The organism is Dokdonella immobilis, from assembly GCF_900115085.1.
Lineage (GTDB): Bacteria > Pseudomonadota > Gammaproteobacteria > Xanthomonadales > Rhodanobacteraceae > Dokdonella > Dokdonella immobilis.
Window position 1 is genome coordinate 73,843 of sequence record NZ_FOVF01000002.1, and the last position, 11,358, is coordinate 85,200.

General features: G+C 67.6%; 9 protein-coding genes. 5 read left to right on the plus strand and 4 right to left on the minus strand.

Going from position 1 to position 11,358, the window contains the following annotated elements; genetic code table 11:
• The first annotated feature begins 101 nt into the window (after positions 1-101).
• On the plus strand, positions 102-1,190 hold the full coding sequence (locus BM125_RS01630) for an acyltransferase family protein (RefSeq protein ID WP_175497854.1): 1,089 nt from the start codon (positions 102-104) through the stop codon (positions 1,188-1,190).
• Between the two features lie 5 nt (positions 1,191-1,195).
• Here BM125_RS01630 and BM125_RS01635 read toward each other — a convergent pair whose 3' ends face one another.
• The 4 genes from BM125_RS01635 to BM125_RS01650 are packed head-to-tail and all read right to left on the minus strand — an operon-like array spanning position 1,196 to position 5,776.
• Positions 1,196-3,265, minus strand: a complete 2,070-nt coding sequence (locus BM125_RS01635; protein ID WP_092404230.1) for an NAD-dependent epimerase/dehydratase family protein — start codon at positions 3,263-3,265, stop codon at positions 1,196-1,198.
• Between the two features lie 21 nt (positions 3,266-3,286).
• A complete protein-coding gene (locus BM125_RS01640; protein ID WP_175497855.1) occupies positions 3,287-4,477 on the minus strand; it encodes a glycosyltransferase in 1,191 nt (396 codons plus the stop codon).
• Positions 4,470-5,093, minus strand: a complete 624-nt coding sequence (locus BM125_RS01645; protein ID WP_175497856.1) for a class I SAM-dependent methyltransferase — start codon at positions 5,091-5,093, stop codon at positions 4,470-4,472. The genes BM125_RS01640 and BM125_RS01645 overlap by 8 nt, the downstream gene beginning before the upstream one ends.
• A complete protein-coding gene (locus BM125_RS01650; RefSeq protein ID WP_092404236.1) occupies positions 5,090-5,776 on the minus strand; it encodes a J domain-containing protein in 687 nt (228 codons plus the stop codon). Before BM125_RS01650 ends, BM125_RS01645 begins: the two co-directional genes overlap by 4 nt.
• A 297-nt stretch (positions 5,777-6,073) precedes the next feature.
• On the opposite strand from BM125_RS01650, the gene BM125_RS01655 reads away from it, so the two are divergent.
• The 4 genes from BM125_RS01655 to BM125_RS01670 are packed head-to-tail and all read left to right on the plus strand — an operon-like array spanning position 6,074 to position 11,348.
• Positions 6,074-7,159: a polysaccharide deacetylase family protein gene (locus BM125_RS01655; protein ID WP_245778759.1), complete on the plus strand. Its 1,086-nt coding sequence runs from the start codon at positions 6,074-6,076 to the stop codon at positions 7,157-7,159.
• A gap of 15 nt (positions 7,160-7,174) precedes the next feature.
• Positions 7,175-8,446: an O-antigen ligase family protein gene (locus tag BM125_RS01660; RefSeq protein WP_092404237.1), complete on the plus strand. Its 1,272-nt coding sequence runs from the start codon at positions 7,175-7,177 to the stop codon at positions 8,444-8,446.
• Positions 8,443-9,996, plus strand: a complete 1,554-nt coding sequence (locus tag BM125_RS01665) for an oligosaccharide flippase family protein (protein ID WP_092404239.1) — start codon at positions 8,443-8,445, stop codon at positions 9,994-9,996. The genes BM125_RS01660 and BM125_RS01665 overlap by 4 nt, the downstream gene beginning before the upstream one ends.
• Entirely contained in the window at positions 9,993-11,348 is a 1,356-nt protein-coding gene (locus tag BM125_RS01670) for a phenylacetate--CoA ligase family protein (RefSeq protein WP_092404244.1), read from the plus strand. The genes BM125_RS01665 and BM125_RS01670 overlap by 4 nt, the downstream gene beginning before the upstream one ends.
• Positions 11,349-11,358: the final 10 nt, after the last annotated feature.

Genomic DNA, 11,358 nt, shown 5'->3' on the forward strand with positions numbered 1-11,358 from the left:
AAGCCGGCATTGTATCGGCTGCCGACCCGCGCAGGGACCCGCCCCGGACGGCCGTTCGACCGCGCTCCTCTCGCGACCGGCGCCGCGGGCCGAGGTATATGATGCGCGCCAGCCGTCTTGCGCCGGGAACCGCATTGAGCCCGCTAGAGAACCCGCCCTCGACCGGTTTGCGCGTCGTCGAACTCGATGCCTTGCGAGGCCTGGCGGCGCTGGCCGTCGTGGCTTTCCATTACACGACCCACTATGGCAACGAGGTCGGGCATATCGGTCCTGCGCCGATGTCGTTCGCGTTCGGCAACTATGGCGTGCACCTGTTCTTCCTGATCAGCGGCTTCGTCATCTTCATGACCCTCGAGCGCACGCGCACAGCGATGGATTTCATCGTCTCGCGCTTCTCGCGGCTGTTTCCGGCCTACTGGGCAGCGATCCTGCTCAGCGCGGCGGTGGTCTATTCGATCGGCATGCCATCGCAGCGCCTGCCGTGGAGCGACGTCGCCCTCGATTTCACCATGATCCAGCAGATTCTTGGCGCCGAGCACCTGGACGGGTCCTACTGGACGCTGCAGGTCGAACTGTTCTTCTACGCGCAGATGCTGCTCTGGTTCGTGCTCGGCCAGTTGCAGCGGATCCGCTGGATCATCTTTGCCTGGCTCGTCGTCGCGGCACTCAGCGGACTTGCCGAGAAGAACGGGATCAGCGTGTCCTATACGGCACGCGAACTGCTGATCCTGCACCACATTCCGTACTTCGCGATCGGCATCCTGTTCTACCGGATGCGCACGCGACCGACCGAACGCGTCGTCGACGGCCTGCTGGTGGGGCTCTGCCTGGTCGCAATCGCGATCGCCTACACACCGATCTACCTCGAGGTCGCGGTGATCTGCACGGCGATCTTCGCGGCCTTTGCGCTGGGCTGGTTGCGCGGCCTGCGCTGGGCTCCGTTCGCGTTTCTCGGCACGATTTCCTATTCGCTCTACCTGCTGCACCAGGCGATCGGCTTCAGCCTGATCTGGCAGCTCGAGAACAACGGGCTGTCGGCCAGCCTGGCGGCCGTCTGCGCGGCCGTGGGGGTCACCGGCCTGGCCACGCTGCTGACCTTCCTCGTCGAGCGTCCGGCGATGCGCTGGATCCGGCGCGCCTGGAAGCGCCATCGCGAAGCCAAACCCACAGCCCGCCCTGAGGCGAGCTGAGCGGCTCAGTCGGCCGTGCCGAAGGTCCGTTCGAGGCCGCGCGCGCTGCCGACGCGCGGCGTCCAGCCGAGTTCCTCGCGCGCCGCCCGCGTGTCGAAATTCGCCAGTGGCCGCAGCGAGCGCACGCGGTAGCGCGTCAACGGCACGTCGCGGCGCAACACCTTGCCGAGCAGCTCGACGCCGAAACCGAGCGCCATGAACAGGCCGGTTGGCACGCGCACCACGCGCAGTTCATCGCCGAGCTTGCGCTGGGCGCGCTGCAGGTACTGCTGCTGGCTGACTACAGTGGTGTCGACGATGTTGAAGACCTTGCCCAGCGCTGCCGGCGCTTCCGCGGCCAGCAGCAGGGCGTCGACGACATCGTCGACGAAGACCAGCGGCAGGCTCATGGCGCCGTCGCCGACCGCGACCCAGCGTCCGGCCAGGCCGATCACCGCGTTCGGCGTGACTTTCTCTGCACCGGGGCCGAAGATCTGGCCCGGACGCAGGATCACGGCTGGCAGGGCGCGGTCGCGGATCGCCTCGAGGACGAGGCGCTCGGCGGTGAGCTTGGTCTGCGTGTAGGCGCCGCGCCATTCGGGATGGGGCTCATAGGCGGAGGTTTCGGTCATGGTCGCGGCCGGGTCGCGACCGGCGTGATCGAACACGCTCATCGAGCTGACGTAGACCAGCCGTCTGGTCGCGTGCCTGGTGCAGGCCTCGACGACGTTGCGCGTGCCCCAGACCGTGCCGGCCTCGAAATCGCGCGGACTGCCGCGCATCGCAGCGCCGACGTGATAGACCACGCCGCAGCCGGCGACCGCATGGTCGACGCTGCGCGGATCGCCGAGATTGCCGATCACGGTCTGCACGCCGGCATCGTTCGCATGGTCGGCGTTCGGCTTGCGCAGCAGCACGCGCACGGTCTGGCCGCGTGCGCGCAAGGCCTTGACCAGGGCACGACCGAGGAAACCGGCCGCGCCGGTGACCAGGACATCGGCCGGGGGCAGCGGTGCATAGCGCGATTCGATCGCGTCGCGGCGCAGGCGATCGGGTTCGGCGCAGGCTGGCTCGAGCAGGGCGATCACGCGCAACGCGGCGGCGCCGTCGAACGGCGGCTTCGAATTGTCGCGTGCGGCGATGGCGAAATCGGCCGCTCCCTTTTGGATGCCGGGCGAAGGCTTGAGCAGGCCGGTGGCGAAGCGCAGCACGTTCCACGGCACGCGGAAGCAGTCCGCCATCGCGCTGAGCACGGTATTGAGCACGATGCCGATGAACTTGGGTCCGGGCAGGACGCGATGGATGCGCACGATCTGCAGGAAGCGATCGACCTCGATGATGCCGGCGCTGCCGCGCACGACGAGGCGGCTCTCCATCGGCCGTGCATTCCAGGACAGCAGCATGCGGCCGTAGCCGCGTTCGCCGCTGACGCGCGCCTGCCATTCGTCGAACTGCAGATCGGGGTCGCGCCCGCTGGCCTGGAAATCGACACGCAGGTCCGAGAGCGGGCCGAGGAAGGCTTCCAGCGTGTACAGGCCATGCACGCCGAGATCGCGGAACGGGTAGGAGCCCTGGGCGACCTGGGCCGGCAGGCGGCCGCCGGCGTAGGCCGGATACTCGGAACTGCGCAGGATGTCGACCGAGATGACCTCGCCGATGCGCCCGGCGCGCACCGCCTCGAGTGCCCTCATGACCACTGGATCGAGCAGGTCGGAATGATTGACGCCGAGGATCAGGCCCCTCTCGCGGGCCTTTTCGATCATCGCCTCGCATTCGGCGACGCTGTCGGCCATCGGCTTTTCGACGAGCACGCCGCAGCCCATGTCGAGCGCCTGCATGGCCAGCGTGGCGTGCGAGGCCGGCGGGGTCAGCACATGCACGACCTGCGGACGCGCAGCGGCCAGGCCGGCGAGGTCGCTGGCGACCTGGCCGATGCCGAAGCGCCGGGCCAGCGCCTCGGCGGCTTCGAGGTTGGTGTCGCAGATGCCGACCAGTTCGACGAAGTCGAGTCGTTTCAGGGCGGCCAGGTGATGGCTGGCGACGTAGCCGGCGCCGACCACGGCGACACGCAGCTTCGCAGGATGTACTGCATTCATTCGGACGGGCCTCGGGAGACTTCAGGATTCTTGGCTGGAACGGCGCGCGAGTTCGCGCGCAACGCGCTCCACGACGTCGTCGACACGGCGGTCCCAGGACTGGTCGGCCACCGCCGCGATGCGGCTCGCGCAGGCTTGCGGCGATTGATCGAGCACGGCTGCGTCGAGTGCCGTCAGGAACGCGGCGCGATTGTCGGCGATCCGCACCCATTTCGCGAACTTCTCGATTTCCGCGTTGCGCACGCTGACCACCGGCTTGCCGGTCGCCAGGTATTCGCGCAGCTTGAGCGGATTGGCATTGGCGACCTGGCGATTGAGCCGGTACGGAATGATCGCGGCATCGAAGGCGCGTGCCCAGTCCGGCAGTTCGGGGTAGGGCTGGGCGCCGGGCAGATGCACGTTCGGCAGGGCGCGCAGGGCGCTGCAATCGACCGCCTCATGGCCGATCAGCAGGAACGAGAACTGCGGACGCTGGCGCGCCAGCCATTCGATCAGCTCAAGATCGATCCACTCGTGCAGCGAGCCGAAATAGCCGACGATCGGCCGGGGCAGGCCCGCGGCGCCGGCCGCGACCGGCGCGTTCGCATCGGCGGCACGCGCGAACAGCGCGAGGTCGACGCCGTGCGGTGAGAACTCGGTGTTGGCATTGAGCGCGCGCTTGGACTCGAGCAGCGCCGGTGGCGCCACGAACAGGAGGTCCGCACGGCGGCTCAGGGCCTCGTCGCGTGCGCCGATCAGGTCGGCATCGACGCCCGGATGGGCGGCGTAGTCGTCGATGCAGTAGTAGACGCAGAGATCCTCGCCGAGGCGCCCGGCCAGGAAGCCCGGATGCGGGACCACGAACCACGAGATGCATTGGCGGATCCCGGCCTTGCGTGCTGCCCGGCGCACCGCCCAGCGTCCGAACCAGCGGTTCAGGCGATCGACGCCGGGGATGCGGCGAAACGGCAGCTGCGGCACCGTGCAGTGCCAGAGATCGCCCTCGATGCGCGTCGGCGGGCGCAGCGTGGCGGCGAGCTTGCGCAGCATGCGGCGCAGGTCGCGGCCGCTCGCGCTCGGCGCACGCATGCCGGGCGAACTCACGTACAGCAGCGGGGCGCGTCGGGCAAGGCGGATCGCGACATGATGGCTGCTGGTGCGATTCTCCGCGTGCCAGTCGTTGCCGAAATAGACGATGCCGCGTCCCTGGAACGGGTCGCGTGCTTCACTCATTGCGCCACCAGCAGACCAGCCAGACCGTACCGCCATGCCAGATCCAGTCCTTCCGCAGGTTGGCGATGCGGTCGAGGTGCGGGCCGACCCGGCGCGCGGCCGGGGCGAAGATCGTGACCAGGCAGTTGCGCCCGAGCTCGGACATGCGCGCCAGCGTGCGCTCGACATCGCTCATGTAGTAGAGCACTTCGCAGGCGGTGACGAGGTCGAAGCGCGGTGTCGACTCGGGCCAGGTGTGGGTGAACAGGTCGGCGGCATCGAATTGCCCGTCCGGAACGCGCTGGCGCGCGCGCTCGACGGCCTTTTCGCTGACGTCGAGGCCGTGCACGCGGTTCGCCACGCGCGCGAGCCAGGCCGACTGGTGCCCTTCGCCGCAACCGATCTCAAGCAGCGAGTCGAGGCGACCGAACTCGCGCGCGATGATCCTGTTGGTGGCCTCGAACCGGGCGATCTCGCCGGGCGAGTCCATGTTCCAGGGATCCTCGATCGTGTAGGCCAGATCGAGGCGTTCGAAATTGTCGTTCGGGCCGACCCCGCGCAGCGCGTACTTCATCCACGTGCGGCGCTTGATCTTCTGCAGCAGGGCCCTGGCTTTGCTCGGCATCGGTTCGCTCATTCCCTGCAGTTTCTGGGCGGCGACCATTCGGTCGACGCGGACGGATGTTCACTGGCCACTTTCAGCGGGCGCAGCGGCGAACTGTACCAATCGACGACGACGCCACAGCGAAAGGCGATCCAGGATGGGCCGTATTCCCAGCGCTGTTCCCAGCCGGAGACCGGATCGCCGTGGATCTCGCGGACCTGCTGCGCGGTGGCGCCGAGCGCGATGATGCGGGTCGCGTGCAGGCTCGCGGGCTCGTTCGGGGAATGCGCAGCAGACGGTTCGGCGGCGACCATGGGCGACGGCGCGGCAGGCTCGCCCGGCGCGAACGTGGCGAACAGCCAGAGGCCGGCCAGGATCAGGCCGAGCAGGGCGATCGGCAATCCCTGCTTGGGGCGTGGCTCGACCTCGACGGCGGCACTCGGCCGGGACGATGGCGACGGGCCGGACGATGGCGGCACGGCGGGGGCTTGCGAGGCGCCGGGCAGGCGGCCGTGGCGGCGCTGGAACTCGATCGCCGCCGTGTACAGCGCATTCAGCCGTTGCAGTTCGCGGGTCGAGCGCGCCGACTCGCCCGGGCGGTCCGGATGGAGCAGGCCGACGCGCTTGCGATAGGCCTGCCGGAACGCTTCGGGCGAGCAGTCGGGGTCGAGCCCCAACGCCTGGTAGAGCGCTATGAAGTCGGTGTCGCCGGCCATGGATCCCCCAGATGCGAAGCCAATCTTACCGCGCGCGGCACACGGGCGCTGTCGCGCGAGCCGTCGTAACCGGGATCTTGCGCGGGCGCGACGGCAGCCATGGCGTCCGCATTCCTCTCGCCGCGCGGGCGCTGCGTGCGCGAGCCGATCGTCTATAGTGGCGGGCATGAGCCGGCCTTGGGTATCGGTTCGCCATGGCGGGAGGACCCGGGACCGTGCCCGGGCATGGCGTCGCGGCCGGGACGGTGGGGTCAGTGGGACGCCGGGCCGGGTCGCCGGGAGGGAGGAACGACAGGCATGCCTGCCCTGATGGATAGCAATACCGACAATGTCGCGAGGACCAGCCGCCGGCAGATCCTGGCTTCCCTGTTGTGCCGGACCGGCCTGATCGGTGCGGCATCCTGGCTGCGTTCGACCCTGATCCGCGATCTGCGCATCCTCGCCTACCACCGGGTGCTGGCGGTCGACGAAGAGCGCTTCGATTTCGATCTCGAACTGGTCAGTGCCGATCCCGGGCAGTTCCGTGAGCAGATGCGCCTGCTCAAGCGGCGCTTCAATCCGGTCCGCTTCGGCGACGTGGTCACGGCCATGGAGACCGGCAAGCGCCTGCCGCCGCGCCCGGTCGTGGTCAGCTTCGATGACGGCTACGACGACAATTACCGGATCGCCTTTCCGATCCTCAGGGAACTCGGCGTGCCGGCGATGTTCTTTGTCTCGACCGGGCACATCGAAAGCGGTCTGCCGTTCTCCTACGACTGGTTCGTGTACATGCTGTGTTGCACGCCAGCCACGCATCTGCGCATCGTCGAGCTCGAGATCGACCAGGACCTGCCCGCCACCCGCTCGCAGCGGCGCAGCCTGGCGGTCGACCTGCTCGACCGCATGAAAGGGCTCGACGCCCGCACCCAGGACGGCATCGTCACGAAGCTCGAGACGGAATGGTCGATGCCGCGCGCGGCCGGCCATGCCGACTGCCGCCCGATGAACTGGGCGCAGCTGCGCGAAATGCACGCGGCCGGCATGGAAATCGGCTCGCACGGGGTCTGGCACAATATGCTGGCCAAGCTCCCCGACGGGACCATGCGCGAAGAGGTCGAGGGCTCGAGGCGGACGCTCGAGCGCGAACTCGAGGCACCCGTCGATGTCATTTCCTATCCGGTCGGTGGCCGGGATGCCTTCGACGACCAGGTTGTCACGACGGCGAAAGCCGCCGGCTACAAACTCGGCTGCAGCTATGTGTCGGGAACCAGTCCGGTTCCGCGCCAGCCGCAGTTCGACCTGCACCGCCTGCCGGTGGAGCGCCACATGAACATCGACTGGTTTGCCTCGTTGATCGGACTGCCCGAGGCCTTCAGCTATCCGTCCCGACATCGACTTGGCTGAGCATCCCGACCGGCAATGTTCTTCTTCATGCTGCTCTACCTCGCATTCGTGCTGGTCCGCCCGCAGGACTATCCGGATTGGGAGAACCTCGGAATCCCGATCCTGCCGATCCTGCTGGTCGCCGCGTTCCTGTTCTGGCTGCCCTCGCGCAACAAGGACCTGAGCGCGCCGCAGTACCTGTTGCTGCCGGCCTTCCTGCTGGTCCTGATGGTTTCGCAGATTTTCAATGGCTGGATGGGCGGGGCGATCGCGCAACTGTCCTCGTTCGGCCCGGCCGTGCTCGCGTTTCTGGTACTCAGCCACGCGACCGTCGACAGGAAGCGCGTGGTCACGACCATGGCCATGATCGTCGCCTGCTCGGCCGTGCTCTCGGTGCACGGCATCGAGCAGGTGCGTGACGGCATCGGCTGGACCGGGATCGGCCTGTCGCAGGAAACGCGCATCCAGTATGTCGGCATCTTCAACGATCCGAACGACCTCGGCCTGCTCTTCATCATGGCCTTGCCGATGGCCATGTACCTGGCCTCCCGGGGCGGCCTGCTCGGCCTGCGCAGGCTGTTCTGGTGGACCGGCGGCGGGTTGCTGCTCTATGGCATCTACCTGACCAGCTCGCGCGGCGCCTTGCTCGCCCTGATCAGCGTGCTCGGGGTCTGGGTCTGGCGCCGCCGTGGCGTGATGATGGCGGCGATACTCGGTGCGGGCGCGCTCGGCGGGGTCATGATGCTGCCCTCGCGCATGGGCGAGATCGACGCCGGCGAGGCCTCGGCGGCCGGTCGCGTCGATGCCTGGTACAGCGGCATGGAAATGTTCGTTGCGCATCCGCTGTTCGGTATCGGCCCCGGCAATTTCGCCGACAACAACTTCAACCTGACCGCGCACAATTCCTTCGTGCTGGTCATCGCCGAAACCGGGTTCTTCGGCTACGTCTTCTGGCTCGCCTTCGTCTGCTACGGATTCATGATGATGCTCGCCGTCCTTCGCCACGAGCCGGAACTGACCGAGCCGGCGGCGATCGCCGAGTGGAAGACCGAGCGCTCCATCGCGATGACCTTGCTGCTCTCCCAGGTCGGCTTCTACACGGCGACGTTCTTTCTCAGCCGCAGCTATGTGATCCTGTTGTACCTGCTGGCCGCGCTCGTGCTCGGCTATTACGTCGGGGCGCGCCAACGCTATCCCGGCTTGCCCCGATTCGAACTTTCCCGCGACCTGGTGCGTTGGCCGCTTGCCGCCGTCGGCAGCATCATTGGACTCTATCTGCTCGTGAAAATCCTCCTGGTGACGTCATGACCGTTCGCGCGCAGGCCCTGCGCAATACGATGTTCTCGTCGGTCGGCATCTATACCGAATACTTCCTCGGCATGCTGACCTCGATATTCATCGCGCGCCACCTCGGTCCGACCGACTACGGCGGTTACAGCGCGGTGATCTGGCTGGTGGCGATGGGCGTGGCCATCACGAATGCCGGCACGGCCAGCGCCGTGATCAAGTTCGTCGCCGAATTGCGCGGCTCCGGGCGCGAGGCGCTGATCGCGCCGACGATCGCCTATCTGCGCCGCGCACAGCGCTGGTTCCTGTTCGTCGTGCTGGCTGCGGTGGCCCTGCTGCTGCTGCTCTCGGGCCAGCACGTTGCGCCCGGATTCGACCATCGCGCGATCTTCGGCTTTCTCGCCGTCGGCATCGCACTGCGTTCCCAATACATGTTCAACGTCGGCATCGCCAAGGGTTTCGAGAATTTCCGGGCGACCGCCATCGTCGCCAGCGTGGCCACGCCGCTCAATCTGCTCATGGTCGTGGCCGCCTGGCTGCTCGACGCCGAGGTCTGGGCCCTGCTCGGCGTGTTCCTGGTCTCGAGCGCGATCTTCTACGGCATGTCGCAGCGGCAGACCGCGCCCCTGATTCCGCCGACGCCGCCCGGTACGCAGTTGCCGGACGACCTCATGCGACGCGTGCGCCGCCACATGCGCCTGGTCGCGGTGACCGTGACGATCGGCTTTTTCGCGGCCAGCGAAGTCGAGGTGTTCTTCCTCAACATGTTCGGTACCGCCGATTCGGCGGGCCATTTCAAGGTTGCCTACCTGCTCGCCTCGGGCGCCGCCATGCTCGTGCCCGGAGTGATCGGCGCCATGCTGCTGCCGATGATGGCCAATGCCCTGAGCCAGGGGCGCGACGTGGCCGGACGCCGCTTCGTCGCGTCGACCACCTATCTGGTCCTGCTCGCGGCGCCGCTGGTCGCCTTCGGTGCAGTCTTCTGCCATCCGATCATTGCCTTCATGTATGGCGCGCAGTACGCGCCGGCGGCACCGGTCTTCGCGGTCTGCCTGTTCGCCTGCGCGCTATCCACGGTCTCGCAGAGCGGGTCGAGCCTGCTGATCAGCGCCGATCGGCAGATCACGATCCTGATCCTCGTGGTCGCCATTGGCGTGATCAAGATCGTGCTGGATGTCTGGCTGATCCGCGCCTATGGCCTCGGCGGCGCCACCATCGCCTACGTCTCGGCCGCGCTGTTCGGCGCCATGGCCAATCTGCTCCTTGCCTTGCGCATGATCGGGATGCAGCCGAACTGGGTGCGCCTGCTGCGCATCATCCTCGCCGCGGCCATCACCGCGGTGGCGATCTCGCCGCTGCGTGGTCATTGGCCGGCGCTGCCGACCTTGCTCGCGGCCGGCCTGCTGACGGTTCCGCTGTACGCCGGACTGACCCTGCTGCTGCGCTGCTGGAGCAGTGAGGACATCGAGCACCTGAAGCAGTTGCACCAGCGCTTCACCGGCGGGCGGCCGCGCGCGTTCGGCCGTCTGCTCGACTGGTCGGGCCGTTCGGTGACCCGGGAGCTGCCATGACGGTCGGCTACGAGTCGCTGTTTCGACGTGTGCTCTTTCCGCTCTACGAGAGCGGCTTGCGCGGTCGCCGCACGCTCGCCTATCTGAAGGAGTACGAGGCCAGCCAGTGGCTCGACCCCGAACAGGTCGCGGCCCTGCAATGGCGCAAGCTCAAGCGCCTGCTCGAGCACTGCGGGCGCGAGGTTCCCTACTACCGGGACCAATGGAAGGCGCTCGGCGTCACGCCGCAGGACATCCGCTCGCCGGCCGACTATGCGCGCCTGCCGGTCCTGACCAAGGCGGAGATCCGCGCCCATTTCGAGGACCTGCATGCGCCTTCGCTGCGCGGCGAGCTGCTCTACAAGACCACCGGCGGATCGACCGGCGAACCGCTCAGGTTCGGTTACACGCGGGAGAGCTACGAGCGCCGGATTGCGGCCATGTGGCGCGGCTATGCCTGGGCCGGTGCGCGCATGGGCCGGCGCACGCTGTATCTGTGGGGCATGTCGCTGGCCGGCCCGCTGAAGCCGCAGCAGGTCAAGGATCGCCTCTATCACGCCGCCTTCAACCGGCACATGCTGAATGCGTTCCTGATGAGCGAGCAGCGCATGCCGGACTACGCGGCCGAAATCGATGCGTACCGGCCGCAGGTGATCGTCGGCTATGCCGGGCCGCTGCTGCGCATGGCCGAATGGATCCTCGCCAACGGCCACCCGATCCATCGGCCGCAGACGGTCCTGAGCGCCGCGGAAGCCCTGCACGACGTGCAGCGCAAGGTCATCGAGAAGGCGTTCGGCTGCCCGGTCTACAACACCTACGGGTGCCGCGAATTCATGCTGATCGCCTGCGAATGCGAGCAGCGCAGCGGGCTGCACCTCAGCGCCGACCATCTCTGCGTGGAGCTCGAGTCGCCGCAGTCGACGCCGGGCGGCGAGACGATCGGCGAAATCGTCGTGACCGACCTGCACAACTACGGCATGCCCCTGTTGCGCTACGCGAACGGTGACCTGGCCAGTGCGGGCGAAGGCGCCTGCGCCTGCGGTCGCGGCCTGCCCATGCTCAAGCGCGTTGAAGGACGCAAGCTCGATACCCTGCTCACCGCCGAGGGCCATCTGCTGCCGGGCGAGTACATCGTGTACGCCTTCCTCGGCGTGCCTTCGATGAAGCGCTACCAGGTCGTGCAACGCGAACTCGGCGTGCTCGACATCACGATCGTGCCGGACGAGGGCTTCGGCGAGGCGATCATGGAGCAGATCCGCTGCGCGATCGCCAAGGCGGTCGGTCCGAGCATGGCGATCCGCTTCCACACCGCCGATGACATCGCGCCGAGCAAGAGCGGCAAGTTCCGTGTCGCCATCCGTGAAATCGCCTGACCGGTCGGCC

Excerpts from the sequence above, each read along its gene's own strand:
- BM125_RS01635 (WP_092404230.1), bottom strand. The coding sequence starts at position 3,265 with ATGAATGCAGTACATCCTGCGAAGCTGCGTGTCGCCGTGGTCGGCGCC.
- BM125_RS01650 (WP_092404236.1), bottom strand. The coding sequence starts at position 5,776 with ATGGCCGGCGACACCGACTTCATAGCGCTCTACCAGGCGTTGGGGCTC.
- BM125_RS01665 (WP_092404239.1), top strand. The coding sequence starts at position 8,443 with ATGACCGTTCGCGCGCAGGCCCTGCGCAATACGATGTTCTCGTCGGTC.
- BM125_RS01655 (WP_245778759.1), top strand. The coding sequence starts at position 6,074 with ATGCCTGCCCTGATGGATAGCAATACCGACAATGTCGCGAGGACCAGC.
- BM125_RS01660 (WP_092404237.1), top strand. The coding sequence starts at position 7,175 with ATGTTCTTCTTCATGCTGCTCTACCTCGCATTCGTGCTGGTCCGCCCG.
- BM125_RS01645 (WP_175497856.1), bottom strand. The coding sequence starts at position 5,093 with ATGAGCGAACCGATGCCGAGCAAAGCCAGGGCCCTGCTGCAGAAGATC.
- BM125_RS01640 (WP_175497855.1), bottom strand. The coding sequence starts at position 4,477 with ATGAGTGAAGCACGCGACCCGTTCCAGGGACGCGGCATCGTCTATTTC.
- BM125_RS01630 (WP_175497854.1), top strand. The coding sequence starts at position 102 with ATGCGCGCCAGCCGTCTTGCGCCGGGAACCGCATTGAGCCCGCTAGAG.
- BM125_RS01670 (WP_092404244.1), top strand. The coding sequence starts at position 9,993 with ATGACGGTCGGCTACGAGTCGCTGTTTCGACGTGTGCTCTTTCCGCTC.